17 protein-coding genes are annotated in these 15,448 nt (G+C 70.2%); 11 read left to right on the forward strand and 6 right to left on the reverse strand.

The annotated features are described in order from the left end of the window. Window positions 1–42: 42 nt before the first annotated feature. The gene (locus DMP23_RS03860; RefSeq protein WP_337820185.1) at window positions 43–624 is read left to right on the forward strand and encodes a phosphatase PAP2 family protein; all 582 of its coding nucleotides are present in this window, start codon (window positions 43–45) and stop codon (window positions 622–624) included. On the opposite strand, the gene zapE is transcribed toward DMP23_RS03860, so the two are convergent. Beyond that, on the reverse strand, window positions 566–1,609 hold the full coding sequence (gene zapE, locus DMP23_RS03865; RefSeq protein WP_275295570.1) for a cell division protein ZapE: 1,044 nt from the start codon (window positions 1,607–1,609) through the stop codon (window positions 566–568). The two genes, DMP23_RS03860 and zapE, sit on opposite strands and share 59 nt — an antisense overlap. 680 nt (window positions 1,610–2,289) lie before the next feature. Here zapE and DMP23_RS03870 point away from each other — a divergent pair. From DMP23_RS03870 to DMP23_RS03900, 7 genes are all read left to right on the forward strand, one after another. After that, entirely contained in the window at window positions 2,290–2,745 is a 456-nt protein-coding gene (locus tag DMP23_RS03870) for an Asp23/Gls24 family envelope stress response protein (RefSeq protein WP_337820186.1), read from the forward strand. A 174-nt stretch (window positions 2,746–2,919) separates the two neighbouring features. Then, complete coding sequence (locus DMP23_RS03875; protein ID WP_009075692.1) at window positions 2,920–3,096, forward strand: hypothetical protein; 177 nt, start codon at window positions 2,920–2,922, stop codon at window positions 3,094–3,096. Further along, complete coding sequence (locus DMP23_RS03880) at window positions 3,093–3,479, forward strand: Asp23/Gls24 family envelope stress response protein (protein WP_037819025.1); 387 nt, start codon at window positions 3,093–3,095, stop codon at window positions 3,477–3,479. The genes DMP23_RS03875 and DMP23_RS03880 overlap by 4 nt, the downstream gene beginning before the upstream one ends. Further along, window positions 3,479–4,012 (forward strand): DUF6286 domain-containing protein, encoded by a 534-nt coding sequence (locus DMP23_RS03885; protein WP_337820187.1) that lies wholly within the window; start codon window positions 3,479–3,481, stop codon window positions 4,010–4,012. The genes DMP23_RS03880 and DMP23_RS03885 overlap by 1 nt, the downstream gene beginning before the upstream one ends. Then, the gene (locus tag DMP23_RS03890; protein ID WP_337820188.1) at window positions 4,012–4,611 is read left to right on the forward strand and encodes an alkaline shock response membrane anchor protein AmaP; all 600 of its coding nucleotides are present in this window, start codon (window positions 4,012–4,014) and stop codon (window positions 4,609–4,611) included. Before DMP23_RS03885 ends, DMP23_RS03890 begins: the two co-directional genes overlap by 1 nt. A 26-nt stretch (window positions 4,612–4,637) precedes the next feature. Beyond that, window positions 4,638–5,711 carry an ATP-dependent DNA ligase gene (locus DMP23_RS03895; RefSeq protein WP_043838306.1) on the forward strand — a complete coding sequence of 358 codons (1,074 nt, stop codon included), beginning with the start codon at window positions 4,638–4,640 and terminating at the stop codon, window positions 5,709–5,711. 162 nt (window positions 5,712–5,873) lie between these two features. Next, window positions 5,874–7,373, forward strand: a complete 1,500-nt coding sequence (locus DMP23_RS03900; RefSeq protein WP_336158451.1) for an alpha/beta hydrolase — start codon at window positions 5,874–5,876, stop codon at window positions 7,371–7,373. A gap of 450 nt (window positions 7,374–7,823) precedes the next feature. Here DMP23_RS03900 and DMP23_RS03905 read toward each other — a convergent pair whose 3' ends face one another. Further along, entirely contained in the window at window positions 7,824–8,411 is a 588-nt protein-coding gene (locus DMP23_RS03905) for a TetR/AcrR family transcriptional regulator (protein ID WP_337820189.1), read from the reverse strand. 67 nt (window positions 8,412–8,478) lie between these two features. Continuing rightward, window positions 8,479–8,718, reverse strand: a complete 240-nt coding sequence (locus DMP23_RS03910) for a DUF2630 family protein (protein WP_037819206.1) — start codon at window positions 8,716–8,718, stop codon at window positions 8,479–8,481. 87 nt (window positions 8,719–8,805) lie between these two features. Here DMP23_RS03910 and trxA point away from each other — a divergent pair, with 87 nt between their 5' ends. After that, window positions 8,806–9,177 carry a thioredoxin gene (trxA, locus tag DMP23_RS03915; protein WP_009075676.1) on the forward strand — a complete coding sequence of 124 codons (372 nt, stop codon included), beginning with the start codon at window positions 8,806–8,808 and terminating at the stop codon, window positions 9,175–9,177. Between the two features lie 75 nt (window positions 9,178–9,252). Here trxA and DMP23_RS03920 read toward each other — a convergent pair whose 3' ends face one another. Together DMP23_RS03920 and pruA are read right to left on the reverse strand one after the other, a co-directional pair. Further along, complete coding sequence (locus DMP23_RS03920) at window positions 9,253–10,182, reverse strand: proline dehydrogenase family protein (RefSeq protein ID WP_043838311.1); 930 nt, start codon at window positions 10,180–10,182, stop codon at window positions 9,253–9,255. Window positions 10,183–10,197: 15 nt separating this feature from the next. Then, window positions 10,198–11,826 carry an L-glutamate gamma-semialdehyde dehydrogenase gene (pruA, locus tag DMP23_RS03925; protein WP_337820190.1) on the reverse strand — a complete coding sequence of 543 codons (1,629 nt, stop codon included), beginning with the start codon at window positions 11,824–11,826 and terminating at the stop codon, window positions 10,198–10,200. A 117-nt stretch (window positions 11,827–11,943) separates the two neighbouring features. Here pruA and DMP23_RS03930 point away from each other — a divergent pair, with 117 nt between their 5' ends. Both DMP23_RS03930 and DMP23_RS03935 read left to right on the forward strand, forming a co-directional pair. Continuing rightward, a complete protein-coding gene (locus DMP23_RS03930; protein ID WP_337820191.1) occupies window positions 11,944–13,536 on the forward strand; it encodes a PucR family transcriptional regulator in 1,593 nt (530 codons plus the stop codon). Window positions 13,537–13,576: 40 nt separating this feature from the next. Continuing rightward, a complete protein-coding gene (locus DMP23_RS03935) occupies window positions 13,577–14,233 on the forward strand; it encodes a maleylpyruvate isomerase N-terminal domain-containing protein (RefSeq protein ID WP_337820192.1) in 657 nt (218 codons plus the stop codon). Here the strand turns inward: DMP23_RS03935 and DMP23_RS03940 are convergent. Next, window positions 14,230–15,225: an LLM class flavin-dependent oxidoreductase gene (locus tag DMP23_RS03940; RefSeq protein WP_337820193.1), complete on the reverse strand. Its 996-nt coding sequence runs from the start codon at window positions 15,223–15,225 to the stop codon at window positions 14,230–14,232. The two genes, DMP23_RS03935 and DMP23_RS03940, sit on opposite strands and share 4 nt — an antisense overlap. Between the last annotated feature and the right edge of the window lie 223 nt (window positions 15,226–15,448).

Consider the following 15,448-nt stretch of genomic DNA (forward strand, 5'->3'; position numbering starts at 1 on the left):
AAGGACCCGCGCGCCGCGGTGAATGTGACTAGGCTCCGATCTGTGACCGCCAGGCGGACTCTCGCCCTCTTCGCCGCGCTCTGCGCGCTCGCCACGCTTGTGTTGGGACTGCTAGTCGCCCCCTACGCACCGGGCACAGTGGACCAATGGACCGAGAGGCACGCCTCGACGCTGAGCCCGGCCCTGCTCAACACGCTTGTGCTGCCCACCGAGCCGTACGTGCTCATCCCAGCCGTCGTCGTCATCGCCGGAATCTGCCTCTACCAACGCAACCGACTGGACGCACTACTCGCCGTGGCAGGCCCACTCGTCGCCATCGCGCTGAACAGCTGGGCGCTGAAACCCGCTTTCGACCGCTGGAAAGGCGGCACGCTCGCCTACCCCAGCGGCCACACCGTCAGCCTGCTAGCCGTGCTGACCGTCATAGTGCTGCTGGTGCGGTTCAAGGCTGTCGCCGTTGCGGTAGGAGCAGTACTGGTCTGCTGCGCAGCCATCGGCATGATCGGCCTCGGCTACCACTACCTGACCGACATCGTCGGCGGCGTCTGCTTCGCCCCCGCAGTGGTCACCGCGCTGCGGGCGGCGCTGTCACCGCGTCGCGCGCGAGAGCCGTCAACCGGCTGATCGCACGCAGGTACTTCTTGCGGTAGCCGCCGTTCAGCATCTCCTCGCCGAACAGTTCGGGCAGCGGCACGCCGGACACGACGACCGGAATCGCCCGGTCGTACAGCCGGTCCGCCAACGCGACCAGCCGAAGCCCGACCATCTGGTCCGGCACCGGTGTCACGTGCTTGAGGTGAACCCGCCGCACCCCGTCGAGCAGCTTCCCGTAGCGCGAGGGATGCAGGCGCTCGAGATGCGTCATCAAGGCACTGAATTCGTCCACAGTGGACCCTTCGTGCGCGGCCGCGGAAGCGTCGATCTCGTCGTCGCTGACCGGCGGAGGCGCATCCGGCAGCCCGCGGTGCCGGTAGTCGGGCCCGTCGACGCGGACGACGCCGAACCGCCGTGACAACGCCTGGATCTCGCGCAGGAAGTCCTCCGCCGCGAACCGCCCCTCGCCGAGCTTGTCCGGCAGGGTGTTGGAGGTCGCCGCGACGTAGACGCCCGCGTCGGTGAGCTCCTGCAGCAGCCGGCTGACCAACGTGGTGTCGCCGGGATCGTCGAGCTCGAACTCGTCGATCGCCAGCAGCCGGTGTTCGGACAGCCGCGCGACCGCGTTGGCGAACCCCAGCGCGCCGACGAGGTGCGTGAGCTCGACGAACGTCCCGTACGCCTTGGGCCCCGGAGTCTCGTGCCACGTCGACGCGAGGAGGTGGGTTTTGCCGACACCGAAGCCGCCGTCGAGGTAAAGCCCCATCGGCCCGTCCGGAATCGCCGCCCCGCCGCCGAAGAGCGACCGCAGCCGGGACTTTTTGGCCTTCGCCGCCCCGATCCGCGAAGCGAACGCAGAACAGGCTTCGACCGCGGCCGCCTGGCTGGGCTCGTCCGGGTTGGGCAGGTAAGTGGAAAACCGAGCCTCGCCAAACCGCGGCGGCGGCACGAGGGACGCGATCAGCTCGTCGGCCCCAAGCTCGGGAAACCGGTCGGTCAGCGCAGCTGCGGGCATGGTGGAAGAGCCTATCCGGACGGCCCCGGCCCCTTGGGCGCGCCTCGACCGGGCTGGGAAGGGCAAATCCCCCGGTCGGAGCCGCCTTCGGGCGCAGAGGGGGCCGGTGAGGCGGGATGCGTGTGGTGACTGTCACCGGGGTGCCGCGCTGGTCAGGGCTCCGGCACCGGGTCTGGCTTGCGCTGCGGGGGCGGGTGACGAAGTGGCTCGGTGCGGCGCTGCGGCACTGGGGCAGCGGTGTGACCAGACCGGCGCGAGCGGCGAGGCACCGCGGCACCGGCCCGAGGCGCGTGACCAGACCCGGTGCAAACGGCGAGGTGGCCGGGCACCGCGCTGAACCGAGCCGCGCGCGGCCTGGCGGACGGCGAGGCCCCGCGGCACCGGATCGATGGATCGAGGTGTGCGACCAGACCAGCGCGAGCGGCGAGGTCGGTCACCGGACTGGGGACCAGCGGCGCTGCCGCCAAGGCCGCCATCGCACGGCGCTTGATCCGTGGGCTGCCGGTCGGGCGCGCTGTGTCGCGGCGCGGGCCGGGCTGACTGGAGACTCACCCATTCGAGGGATGCCGCGTGAGTTTTCGCCCGGTCGGGAGGTCCTTTCGGAGGGCACGTCTCCGGCGCCGCGGGCCGCTCGCGGTGACACTGGACGCGCCATGTCCGCATACAGGGAGCGAGGAACCATGCCGAGCACGAACCGGCCCGATGTGCCTACTGCTGTCCCGTCTTCCGCGCTGGCGGCGGCTGACCAGACAGACACCGCGGGGCGCACCACGATCTCGTCGCTGGTCGTGCAGAAGATCTCGGTGCTGTCGACGCGCGAGGTCGCCGGGGTGCACGCGCTCGGCGGCGGGGTGTCGCGGGCGATCGGGGCCATCCGGGACCGGATCCCGGGGTCGGGCGCGACCTCCACCGCGGGCGTCTCGGTCGAGGTCGGCGAGAAGCAGGCCGCGATCGACCTCGATGTCGTCGTCGAGTACGGCGCGCGCATCGCGGAGGTCGCCCGCGACGTGCGGCGCAACGTCATCACCTCCGTCGAGCAGATCACCGGGCTCGAGGTGATCGAGGTCAACATCGCGGTCAACGACGTCCACCTGCCCGGCGAGGAGGACGAATCCGAGTCGAGCCGGGTCGAATGACCTTCTGATCGACCGGTGCGTCGGCTGCGGCACCCGCCCACGTCCGGTCCCAGGGCACAGGCCGGGCGGCGGTCCTGAAGCACCGCGTGAGCCACAGCCGCGAAGACGGTCGCCAAACCGAACACCGGCAGCACCAGCAATCACCGCAGCACGCACATCCCAGGAGGGCGCACGTTGAACGCTACGCAGACCGGGATCCTCGCCGGGCTGATTCTCGGCCTGGCCGCTACGCAGGGATTCACCGCTTTCCTGGTGACCTTCGCGGTCGGCATCATCGGGCTCGTGGTCGGCCGGGTCCTCGACGGCGAACTCGACCTCGGCGACCTGTTCGGGAAGGGCCGAGACAAGTGACCCAGGCGGTCGAGGCAGGGCCGTCCCGCAACGACCTTCCGGAGCCCGCCGAGCGCGGTTCGCTGACCATCGCGCACGCCGTGGTGCGCAAGGTCGCGCAGCACGCTGCCGACCAGGTGCCCGGGACGATGCGCACTGAGCGCCGCGTCGCGGGGGTCAGCACCGGGACCACCGGCGCCTCCGCGAAGGTCGGCGGCTCGGACAACGACGTCGAGCTGTCCCTCGATCTCGCGTTGCGCTATCCGGCACCGGTGCGCGAGGTGACCGGGCAGGTGCGCGAGAAGGTCGTCGAAGAGGTCGAACGCATCACCTCCTATCACGTGCGTTCGGTCGCGGTGACGGTCACCGCGTTGCTGCCGGACGTGCCGCCGAGGGTGCGATGATGCGCATCCTCGTCCGTCTTCTCTCCACGCTGCTCGGCCTGGCCGTCGCTGCCAGCGGCGCGCTGCTAGCGCTCGAGGTCGGGTGGGCCTGGTGGCAGCCTGACAAGGAACCCCTGCTCGTGCCGTGGCCGCGGTGGAAAGCCGCGATCGCCGAGCTGGACTGGACCAGCACGCCAGTGCGGCTCACCGCGGGAATCGTCTTGCTCGCCGGGCTTGTGCTCCTGTTGCTGGCCCTCGGCGCGGGCGACCGAGCGGTGCGGATGACCGATCCCGCTGACGGCATCACGGTGAACACCTCGCCGCGAGCGCTCGCGCGCTTGGTCGGACTGGCGGTGCGCGCGGAGGACAACGTGCGCGGCGCGTCCGTGACGGCCAGCTCCCGCCGGGTGCGCGTGCGCGCGACAAGCCGCCTGGAGAACGAGGAACAGCTGCGGCCGCGGCTGTTGGAAACCGTCGCGGGGGTGCTGGACGACCTCCCGCTGCAGCGTCGTCCGAAGGTGTCCGTGGTCGTCGACTCTCCGAAGGACCGGTGATGAGCGCTTCCGCGGCGCGTCGCGCGCAAGGCCGTTCGTACGGCGCCGAGCGCACGCTGACCTCCTTGGTCGGTGTCCTCGGTGTGCTGGCTGGTGCCGGAGCGCTGGTGGTCGGCATGGGGTGGCTCGGGCAGTTCCGCGGGCACCGGCCGGTACTCGACCCGATCGCGGTCGGCTGGCTTGGCGACCACGCGCTGTACGCGCGGATCGGTGCGGTGGTGCTCGGGGTGCTGCTGCTCGTGTTCGGGCTGTGGTGGTTTTTCCGTTCGCTGCGCCCGGAACGCCGTCCGGACCTGAAGCTCGACGAGACGATCGGCGCTGAACTCACCGTCACGGCCGGAGCGCTGGCCAACGCCGTGCAAACCGACGCGGAGAGCGTTGACGGGGTTACCCGGGCCCGTGTCCGTTCGGTGGGAACCGTGGCCGATCCGGCGTTGCGGATCACGCTCTGGCTGGCCGAGGGCGCGGAAGTCCGGCGGGTGTGGGAAGACCTCGACGCGTACGTGCTGACGAGGGCCAGGGAATCGCTCGGTGTCGAGACCCTGCCGACCGCGGTGCGGCTCGAACTCGACACGACCGGCCCGGCACGCGTGCGCTGATCCCGCGTTTCGCCCAGAATGCCCGCATGGCACTCCCTGTGCAGGCACCGATCAAGCCCATGCTGGCGAAGCCGGCGAAAGCCATTCCCGATTCCGGCGGACTGCTGTTCGAACCGAAGTGGGACGGGTTCCGCTGCCTGGTTTTCCGGGACGGCGACGAGATCACCCTGCAGTCGCGCGCGGAGAAGCCGCTGAACCGGTATTTCCCGGAAGTCCTCGCCGCGCTGCGGGAATCCTTGCCGGAGCGCGTCGTGCTCGACGGCGAACTGGTGGTGGCCCGCGACGGCAAGCTCGATTTCGACGCGCTGACCGAGCGCATCCACCCGGCGGACAGCCGCGTCCAGCTGCTCGCCGAGCAGTCGCCGGCGCAGTTCGTGGCTTTCGACGTGCTCGCGCTGGGCGACGAGTCGTTTGTGGACGAGCCGACGTCGGCGCGCCGCGAACGGCTCGAGTCCCTGCCGGGCATCGCGCTTACGCCGGCGACGACCGATCCGGAGACCGCTCGGCGCTGGTTCGAGCTGTTCGAAGGGGCTGGATTGGACGGCGTGATCGGCAAGCCGCTGGACGAGCCGTATTCGCCGGGCAAGCGGGTTTTGTTCAAGTACAAGCATTCCCGCACCGCGGACTGCGTGCTGGCGGGCCTGCGCTGGCACGTGGACGGCGAGCCGGGCGAAGCGGTCGGCTCGTTCCTGCTGGGCCTGTACGACGAGAACGGGCTGCTGCACCACGTCGGCGTGGTCGGTTCGTTCCCGGTCGCGCGCCGCCGCGAGCTGGCTCAGGAGCTGGCCCCGTTGATCACGGACGGCGAAGGGCATCCGTGGCTGGGCGACGCGGTCCGCGAGGGCCAGCGGATCCCGGGCGGCATCACGCGCTGGCGGTCGAAGGAACAACCGTGGGTGCCGCTGCGGCTGGAGCGCGTGGTGGAGGTCTCGTACGAGCACACGGAGGGCGGCTATCCGTCGCGCTTCCGCCACACCGCCCAGTTCGCGCGCTGGCGGCCGGACCGGGAGCCGTCGTCGTGCGGCTACTCGCAGCTGGACGAGCCTGCCCGGTACGACCTGTCGGCGGTGTTCCGGGGCGAGGTCGTGCGGACCCGCTGACCGGACACGCCGCAGGACCCGCTCACTGGCTTCCCACACCAGGCGTGCCAAGCTCGTCCGAGAGTTCCGCCGAGCAGACGTGAGGACCAGCCCGTGCACCGCCGTTCCCCCAGCCGTTCCCGTACGCGCGCCCGGCTGGTGGCGGCGACGCTGGGAGTGCTCATGCTGGCCGGGTGCACCAGCGGTCCCTCCGTGCGCCCCGCGGTGATCGACAACGACGGACGCACCACCACCGCGCCGCCCCCGAGCACCGCCGCCGTGCCGTTGCCGCCGCTGGCAGAGCCCAAGAAGTCCGCCCTGCGATGGGCCAACTGCGACGCGGACACCCGGCAGCGGATGGCCGCTCCGGCGCTGCCCGATTCGCTGCACGTCAGCTGCGCGCGGATGACCTCCCCGCTCGACGCGCCCGAGGACTCGCAGCACCTGCTCGCCCGCATCTTCGTGCTGAAGGCGGGCGACGGACCGATCCCGCTCGTGGTGGTCAACGACGTCGGCGGCGAGCCGGGCTCGCTGTTCGCCGCGCGCCTGGCGACCCGGCTTCCGCCGGAGTTCCTCAAGAAGTTCTCGCTGATCGGCGTGGACCGGCGCGGCACCGGGCTGTCCGGCGGCGTGCAGTGCGTGCCGCTGGAAGTGCGTTCGGACCTGCTGGGCGCGGACCCGGCGCAGGGCGGCCTCGGCGAGGTGCTCGACGCGGCTCGCCGGGCCGGTCAGCAGTGCGCGCTCGACCTCGACACCGCGCAGACCGCGCTGGACAGCTGGCGTACCGCCGGGGACCTCGACCAACTGCGCAAACAACTCGGCCTCGACCGGCTGAACGCGCTCGGCCGCGGTGACGGCTCGAAGGTGCTTTCGGAGTACGCGGTGCGCTACCCGGCGCAGGTCGGCCGCATGGTGCTGGACGGCATCCCGGACCCGGGCGCCGACCGGGCGGCGGTGCTCGACGCGGTAGCCGCCGGCGCACAGTCGACGTTCGACGCCTTCTCCGCGGACTGCGCCGCCCGCAACTGCCCGATGGGCGATGCGAAGGTCGCGCTGAAGACCGTGACCGACCGGCTCCGTACGTCCCCTGTGGACACTGACGACGGCGTGACGATGAGCCCCGGCGTGGCGACTTACGCGGTGTACCAAGGACTCGCCGACCGGTCGAACTGGCCCGCTCTCGCCGACGCGCTGAACGCCGCGAAGAACGGCGACGTCACCGCGCTGGCCGGGTTCGCGAATCCGATCGTCGCGGACGTTCGCGGACGTACGTCGCGCATCGGCGGCACCATCGCGACCCGATGCAACGACTCGACCACGCGGCTGCCCGCCGATCAACTGGACCGCGCCGCCGCCAACATGCGAGCCAAGTACCCGCAGTTCGGCGCTGCGGTCGCCCAGGAACTCGCCTGGTGCGGCGCTTGGCCGGTCCGCCGCGAGGCACTGCCTCCCGCCGGTGCGCCAGGCGCCCCGCCCATGCTGGTGGCCGCTACCGCCACCGACCCAGTCACGCCGCAGATCGGCACGACCCGGGCCGCGGACCAGATGCCCAGCGCCGTCACTGTCACGTGGCAAGGCGTCGCGCATGGCGCGGTCGGCCAGTCCTCCTGCGTCACCGCAGCCGCGCAGGCCTTCCTGATCGACGGCAAGATCCCGGACAACGGCACTCTCTGCCCGGCCTAGGGACCGGCCTGGCCGGCGACCTGCGAGACGGAGTACGCGCAGTCGGCCTGCTCTTTGGTGATCAGCCGCAGGTGCGGCCGCTTGGTGATCGCGGCGTCGCCGAGCAACAGGTTGGGCGCGGAGCCGCTCGCGCCGCGTGGTGTGCGCAGCGCGTCTGTCGAACGGCTCCCTCTCGCCGAGATAGCGCCGCCAGCCGCGCACCAGCCCGCTGATCCGGCTGAGCAATCCCCGCTGAGGTCTGAGGTGGCGGAACCGGGGCTGTCCCGCCGAAGTCGTCTCGAACACCCATCCAGTATCTCGAACACCTGTTCGACAGCGCATCGCTCGACCCGGCGGGATCCGCTCACCCACATGAGACCGAGATTTTCACCGGAAGTGCCGAAAACGCCGACAGCGCACCGAATTCCGCCACTCGCGACCAGAAAGGCAGCAAACGCGCGGGAGACGGTCCTAACGGGACACAGCAGGACTGGCAGCCGCCCAGGCCGCCTCGATCATCCGGAAAACCTCGTCCACCGCGGCCTCCGGGTCAGCCGCCTCGCGAGCCACCGAGTAGGCGTCGACCACGAACCGCGCGATCGCCCGGCACGCCGTCGGAGTCCGCTCGAGACCGGGATCGGCCGCCATCGCCGCGGCCAGCGACTCCGCGTGCCGCAGCCGCATCGATTCCTCGTACTCCCGCAGCGCGGGCGACCCGTCGATCATCCGCCAGACCGGCGCGACGCTGTCCGCGGTGCAATGCCGCACCAGCGCCTGGATCTCGTCCCGCAGCGCCGGGATCAGCGCCTCCGCCGACGACCGCCGTTCGACCGCGCCGCGCAGGCTTTCCTGGAAGTTCGAGTCCTGCTCGAAGACCAGCGCTTCCTTCGAGGCGAAATGCGAAAAGACCGTGGTCACGGCGACGTCGGCCTCGGCCGCGATGTCCCGGATGCCCACCTCGTCGTACCCGCGCTCGAGGAACAGCCGGAGCGCGGTGTCGGCGATCTTCTGGCGGGTCGCAGCCTTCTTGCGCTCGCGCCGCCCGGACGGCTCAGTCATCCGCGGATGCTATCAGTCACAAAATGCGACCAGTTGCCAAAAGCTAACCGTTAGCTTTCGGCAATGTCTACTGCCGGTATCCCTCGACCTCGCCCACCGACCGGACCGAAGCCTCGTCCGGATCGTCGTCGAACTCGACCCTGGCCCGGCGCTGCCGCAGCAGGTCCCAGCACTGGTCGAGCTCCTCTTCGGCCCGGCGGAGCCGCTCGCGGTCGTCCGAGGACAGCCCGACCCCGATCGCCCGGTCGCGCAGTTCCTTCTCCTGCGCGATCAGCTCGTCGATCCGCCCCAAGATCCCGTCAGCCACATCAACCTCCAAGGAAGCGTCGGACACCCACCAGGACGCTACCGCGCCCCGGGGAATTCCCCACCCGGTTCGTTCGTTGGACCACCCATGAGCACAGTGGAACTGACCGCGGACAACTTCGACCAGACCGTGACCGACAACGAGTTCGTGCTGATCGACTTCTGGGCAAGCTGGTGCGGCCCGTGCCGCCAGTTCGCGCCGGTGTTCGAGAAGGCGTCGGAAAAGCACAGCGACATCACCTTCACGAAGGTGGACACCGAAGCCGAGCAGCAGCTCGCCGCGGCGTTCAACATCCGCTCGATCCCGACGCTCGCCGTGATCCGCGACAAGACCCTCATCTACTCCCAGCCCGGCGCCCTTCCGGAAGCCGCGTTGGAGGACCTCATCCGCCAGGCCCGCGAGGTCGACATGGACGAGGTGCGCAAGGCCGCCGCCGCGCAAGAAGCCGAGCAGGCCTGAGCCCGCTGCCACAGGCGCAACCCGGGGAAACACGAAGGCCCGGCACCCACCAGGGTGCCGGGCCTTCGCAGCGTTTCAGGACCGGGTGACCAGCCCGCGCAGGAAGAACGCGAGGTTCGCCGGACGCTCGGCCAGCCGGCGCATGAAGTAGCCGTACCACTCGTCGCCGCAGGGCACGTACACGCGCATCGTCTCGCCTTCGGCCGCGAGCCGCTTCTGCTCCTCGGGCCGGATGCCGTACAGCATCTGGTACTCGTGGTCGCCGGACGTGCGGCCGGCGTCGGCGGCGAGCTTGCCCGCGATCGCGATCATCCGCGGGTCGTGCGAGGCCACCATCGGGTAGCCCTTGCCCTCCATCAGCACGCGCAAGCAGCGCACGTAGGACTTGTCCACTTCGGACTTGTCCTGGAACGCCACCGACTCCGGCTCGGCGTAAGCGCCTTTGCACAGCCGCACGCGCGACCCGGGACCGGACAGCTCGCGGCAGTCCTGCTCGGTGCGGTGCAGGTAGGCCTGCAGGACCGCGCCCACCCACGGGTACTCGGCGCGCAGCTCGCGGAGGATGCCGAGCGTCGAGTCCGTGGTGGTGTGGTCCTCCATGTCGAGCGTCACTGTCGCGCCGACCGCTTCGGCCGCCGCGCAGATCTTCCGCGCGTTTTCGAGCGCGACGCCCTCGCCGTCGCCCGGCAGGAACTGCCCGACCGCGGACAGCTTCACCGAGACGTCCGCGCCCTTGGCGAGGCCCTGTTCGGACAGCGCCGTCAGCAACTCCTCGTACGCCTGCACGGTGGCGGTGGCCTGTGCGGCGTCGGTGGTGTCTTCGCCGAGGTGGTCGATGGTGATCTTCCGGCCGTCGGCGGCCAGTTCCCGTGCGGCGCGCACGGCGTCGGCGGTAGCCGAGCCGGACACGAACCGGCGCACTACGGACCGGGTGACCGGTACCGCTTCGACGAGCGCACGCATCCGCTGCGAACGAGCGGCGGCGAGCAACGGGGCACGCAGCATGACGGTGTCTCCTTCTCAGCCCTGGTGCGGGTAGCGCACGGAGGTCGGCGGCACAAACGTCTCCTTGATCGAGCGCGGGCTCGTCCAGCGGAGCAGGTTGAAGACCGAACCGGCCTTGTCGTTCGTGCCCGAGGCGCGCGCCCCGCCGAACGGCTGCTGGCCGACGACCGCGCCGGTCGGCTTGTCGTTGACGTAGAAGTTGCCCGCGGCGAACCGCAGCGCCTGCGAAGCCTTCGCGACGGCCGTGCGGTCGTTCGCGATGACGGCGCCAGTGAGGGCGTACGAAGCGGTCTCGTCGACCAGCTGCAGTACGGCGTCGAAGTCAGCGTCTTCGTACACGTAGACCGACAGGATCGGGCCGAAGTACTCGGTGCTGAAGATCTCGTGCTTCGGGTTCGTCGACACGAGAACGGTCGGCTGCACGAAGTAGCCGAAGCTGTCGTCCGCAGTGCCGCCGACGAGGATCTCGACCTCGCTGTCGTTCTTAACGCGCTCGAAGAGCGAGGCGTGCTTGTCGAAGGCCCGACGGTCGATCACCGCGCCACCGAAGTGCGACAGGTCGGTGACGTCGCCGTACGAGAGCGCGGCGGTTTCGGACGCAAGGCCGTCCTTCAGCTGCTCCCAGACGCTGCGCGGCACGTACGCACGCGAAGCGGCGGAGCACTTCTGGCCCTGGTACTCGAAGGCGCCACGGACAAGCGCGGTGCGAAGCACGTCGATGTCGGCCGACGGGTGCGCGAGCACGAAGTCCTTGCCGCCGGTCTCGCCGACGAGACGCGGGTAGCTGCGGTAGCCGGCGATGTTGGCGCCGACAGTGCCCCACAGGTGCTGGAAGGTCGCGGTGGAGCCGGTGAAGTGGATGCCCGCCAGGTCGCGGTGCGTCAGCGCGACCTCGGAGACGGCCTTGCCGTCGCCAGGCAGCAGGTTGATCACGCCCGGCGGCATGCCGGCCTCTTCGAGCAGCCGCATGGTCAGGTGCGCGGCGAAGCTCTGCGTCGGCGACGGCTTCCACAGCACGGTGTTGCCCATCAGGGCGGGCGCGGTGGGCAGGTTGCCGGCGATGGCGGTGAAGTTGAAGGGCGTGATCGCGTACACGAAGCCCTCGAGCGGACGGTGCTCCATCCGGTTCCACACGCCCGGCGAGCTGACCGGCTGCTGGTCGAGGATGCTGCGGCCGAAGGCGACGTTGAAGCGCCAGAAGTCGGCGAGTTCGCACGCGGAGTCGATCTCGGCCTGCGTCGCGGTCTTCGACTGACCGAGCATGGTGGCCGCGTTCAGCGTCGAGCGCCACGGGCCGCTCAGCAGGTCAGCGGCGCGCAGCAGGATCGCCGCACGGTCGTCGTAGGACAGCGCGCGCCACTCCGGAGCGGCCTTCGCGGCGGCAGCGATCGCGTCGGTCGCGTCCTGCTTCGTGGCGCTCTGGATGGTCCCGAGGACGTGGCCGTGGTTGTGCGGCTGGACAACGTCGATCTTCTCGCCGCCGCCCGCGCGCTGCTCGCCGCCGACGGTGACCGTCAGGTCGACGGGACCGGCCTGACCCAGTTTCTTCAGCGCACCCTCCAGCTCGGCGCGCTCGGCGCTGCCCGGCGCGTACGTCAGCACCGGCTCGTTCTTCGGGGCGGGGGTCTGGGTCACGGCGTCCACGGCGGCTCCCTCGTTGGCTTACTCGTCGGATGCCCGAAAGATAACGCTGCACGGCGTTCAGGGGTTTGTTCAAGCGGCTAGAATCGCCCATATGGTTTTGTCCGATCGGCCTACGCGATGACGGCCGCCGAACCGTTCGCCGGCGCCTCGCTGCGGCACGTGCTCGCGACGCTCGGCGAACCGCTCGTGCGGGTGCTCGTCGCGCCGCGCGGACTGGGCGTTCCGGTGCAGGACGTGGTGATCCTCGACCCCGAGGACCCGCCCGAAACGCACCCCGGCGACCTGGTCCTGGTGATCGGCGCGCGCGGCCGGTCGGCAGCGGCGGCGATCCGGGCGGCCGGACGCGCCGGAGCGGCCGCGGTGGCGGTGAAGGGCGAAGGCGGCACGGACGTCGCCGCGGACGCTGGCGTCGCGCTGCTCACGGTCGGCGCGGAGGCGCGATGGGAGCAGGTCGAGGCACTGGCGCGCGGGGTCGTCGACGCGGCCCGAGCGGGCGGCGAAGCGGAAACCGGCGAGGTGCTCGGCGACCTGTTCGCGCTGGCCCAGACGGTCGCGACACTCACCGGCGGCCTGGTCAGCATCGAGGACACCGCGAGCCGCGTCCTGGCGTATTCACGAGCCGGCGACGAGGTCGACGAGCTGCGGCGGTTGTCGATCTTGGGCCGCGAAGGACCGGAACGGTACCTCGCGATCCTCCGCGAATGGGGCGTCTACCAGCGATTGCGGGCCGGCGAAGGAATCGTGCGCGTGGACGAGCGCCCGGAGCTGGGAATCCGCCGCCGCATCGCCGCCGGGATCCACGCCGGATCGCAGCCGCTCGGCACGATCTGGGTCCAGGAAGGCGCGCAGCCGCTGACCGAACAAGCCGAGGTGGCGCTGCTCGGCGCGAGCAGAACCCTTGCCCCGCAACTGATCCGCGCCCGAACTCTGCCCGATCCGCAACTTCGGCTGCGCGAGGATTTGCTCGCCGGACTGCTGGAAGGACGCGTCGACGCCGAGTCGGTCGCTGACGACATCGGTGCCGATCCGGCGCGTCCAGCACAGGTTTTGGCGTTCACGCTTTCCCGGCAGCAGACGACGGCCGCTTCGGACCGGTTGCTGCGCCGGGCCGAATTGGTGCACCTGATCGCCGTGCACACCGCGGCCTATCGGCGGACCGCGCTAGTGAGCGTGCTCGGCGGCCGGGTGTACGCGTTGCTCCCGGATCTGACGGAACACTCGGATGCGCCGGTGCTGGCGTTGGCGAAGGAAATCGTTGGTGCGGCACGGAAACACCTCGACGCCCCGGTCCGCGCCGCGCTCGGCGGGGTCGTGCCGAGACTGTCGGACGCAGCGTTGTCGCGCGGCGACGCCGATCGGGTGCTGATGGCGATGACGCGCGGTCATTGGCCGTCCGACGTCGCGTCGCTGGCTGACGTCCGGGCGGACGTGTTGCTGTCGGAAGTGTTGGCCTACTTGGGAGATCAGCCCCGGTTGCGCGATCCGCGGCTTGCGCAACTGCGCGCCCACGACGCCGATCACGGCGACATCCTGATCCCCGCTGTGCTGGCGTACCTGAACGCTTTCGGCGACGTCCGCACGGCCGCGCGCTCGCTGAACATCCACCCGAACACCGTGCGCTACCGGGTGCGGCGGGCGTCGGAAGTGTCCGGGATCGACCTGACTGATCCGGCTCAGCGCCTGCTCACTGAACTGTTGCTGCGGCTGTAAATCGGATGCCGCGGGGGTTCGCGATCGCTAAAGTGCCGTCGTGGACCTCTTCTTCCGCTCCTGGAACGCGCTTCAGAACGCCGTGAAATCGCTTGAAGGCGGGCAGTGGCTGGCCCCGTCGGGATGCACCGGCTGGCTGGTGCAGGATCTGGTGTTCCACCTGGTCATCGACGCGCAGGACATCCTGATCACGCTCGCGACCCCCGCCGAAGGCGAGCCGACGCACACTGCCGCGCAATACTGGGAACTCGGCACCGACCTGCCGACCGGCATGGACGAAGAAGGCCTGTTCACCCGCCGCGCGGCGCTCAGCTACGGCTCCACCGCCTGGCTGGCGCACCACTTCGACGACCTCGCCCAGGCAGCCGGACGCGCCGCCGCGCTCGCGGACCCGGCGTCGAAGGTCGAAACCCGCGACTACGTGCTCACGGTCGCGGACTATTTCGAGACCTACGTCGTGGAAGCGACGTTGCACCACCTGGACCTCGTCATGCATCTGTCCGGAGTGGACGGTCCAGACGCAGACTGCCTGGCCGCGACCCGGCGAACCGTCGAAACCGCCCTGGGTTCGCCACTTCCGCCAACCCTGGACGACCAGACCGCGCTCCTGGTAGCGACCGGCCGCCGTGCCGCAACCGACGAGGAAAAAGCGGTGCTGGGGTCGCTGACGGAGAAGCTGCCGATCGTCCTCGGCTAGACCGAAAGCCGTTCCGTCGCAGTCAACTCAGCAAGCGCGGCAAACGACTCGACGCGCGCCGCCGGGTCGTAAGTGCTGGTGCTGACGAGCAACTCGTCCGCCCCGGTCGAGTCGACCAGATCCGCGAGGCGTGCGCCGACCTCGTCCGGGGTGCCACTGATCTGCCCGGCCAAGGTGTCGTCGAGACGACGGCGTTCACGGTCGGTCATCGGCAGCGCCAAAATCTCGTCCGCAGGCGAAAGCGGCGGGAAAACGCCATGGCTGCGCGAGTACACAGTGGACCATGCCTCGGGCACCAGCAGCCGCCGAGCCTCCTCCGCGGTGTCCGCAACCGCGACCGCTGTCGACACGACGACATAGGGATCGTCCACATCGGACCGGAATGTTTCGCGGTACCGCGAAATCGCCTCGACCATCGCACGCTGCCCATGCGCCGGAGCGATCACCAGCGGCAACCCGAGCCCAGCCGCGAGATCCGCACCCGCACCAGTCGCGAGCAAGAACACCGGCACCGACAGCCCCTCGGCCGGGATCGCGTGCACCCCGTCGTGCTCGCCCCGGAAGAATGCGAGAAGCTCGCGAACCTGCCCGTCGAAGCCGTCGGCCGCGTCCTTGCCCTGGCCAAGCGCACGCCGCACCGGCTCGATAAACCCGACCGAACGCCCGATCCCGAGATCGATCCGCCCAGGGAACAAGGACTCCAGAATCCCGAACTGCTCAGCAACCACGAGCGGCCGATGATTGGGCAACATCACGCCCCCGGACCCGACCCGGATACGCGAGGTCGCAGACGCGACAGCGGACGCGAGCACCGCAGGCGAAGACCCGGCGACCCCAGGCACGCCATGGTGTTCGGAAACCCAGAACCGGTGATAGCCGAGAGCTTCGATGTCACGCGCGAACGCGACAGTGTCCCGGATCGCCTGCGCGGTCCCCCGCCCTCGCCGCACGGGCGACCGGTCCAGCACGGAAATCGGAACGTCCACGCCCACGGCAACGCCATTCGCCAAGCGCGAATTCCCGCCCCTCACGACCGTCCGTGAGGGCCACCCTCATTGACTCTGATTCCGTCGGGGTTCCCCTCACGGCCCTAAACAGGCACCGACGCACCCAACGATCGAGGCACCCACACCGCCCGCAACCCCGATCCGAAGCATCCCTGCGGTCGGCGGGTGCTTGTCAAGGCATCTTTCCCGCCTTGACAAGCACCCGCCG

Source organism: Amycolatopsis sp. A1MSW2902 (genome assembly GCF_017312175.1).
Taxonomy (GTDB): domain Bacteria; phylum Actinomycetota; class Actinomycetes; order Mycobacteriales; family Pseudonocardiaceae; genus Amycolatopsis; species Amycolatopsis nivea.

What these genes read in the sequence shown, in the direction of transcription:
- zapE (WP_275295570.1), bottom strand. Translation starts at nt 1,609, where the DNA reads ATGCCCGCAGCTGCGCTGACCGACCGGTTTCCCGAGCTTGGGGCCGAC.
- DMP23_RS03870 (WP_337820186.1), top strand. Translation starts at nt 2,290, where the DNA reads ATGCCGAGCACGAACCGGCCCGATGTGCCTACTGCTGTCCCGTCTTCC.
- DMP23_RS03885 (WP_337820187.1), top strand. Translation starts at nt 3,479, where the DNA reads ATGCGCATCCTCGTCCGTCTTCTCTCCACGCTGCTCGGCCTGGCCGTC.
- DMP23_RS03890 (WP_337820188.1), top strand. Translation starts at nt 4,012, where the DNA reads ATGAGCGCTTCCGCGGCGCGTCGCGCGCAAGGCCGTTCGTACGGCGCC.
- DMP23_RS03895 (WP_043838306.1), top strand. Translation starts at nt 4,638, where the DNA reads ATGGCACTCCCTGTGCAGGCACCGATCAAGCCCATGCTGGCGAAGCCG.
- DMP23_RS03900 (WP_336158451.1), top strand. Translation starts at nt 5,874, where the DNA reads ATGCTGGCCGGGTGCACCAGCGGTCCCTCCGTGCGCCCCGCGGTGATC.
- DMP23_RS03905 (WP_337820189.1), bottom strand. Translation starts at nt 8,411, where the DNA reads ATGACTGAGCCGTCCGGGCGGCGCGAGCGCAAGAAGGCTGCGACCCGC.
- trxA (WP_009075676.1), top strand. Translation starts at nt 8,806, where the DNA reads ATGAGCACAGTGGAACTGACCGCGGACAACTTCGACCAGACCGTGACC.
- DMP23_RS03920 (WP_043838311.1), bottom strand. Translation starts at nt 10,182, where the DNA reads ATGCTGCGTGCCCCGTTGCTCGCCGCCGCTCGTTCGCAGCGGATGCGT.
- DMP23_RS03930 (WP_337820191.1), top strand. Translation starts at nt 11,944, where the DNA reads ATGACGGCCGCCGAACCGTTCGCCGGCGCCTCGCTGCGGCACGTGCTC.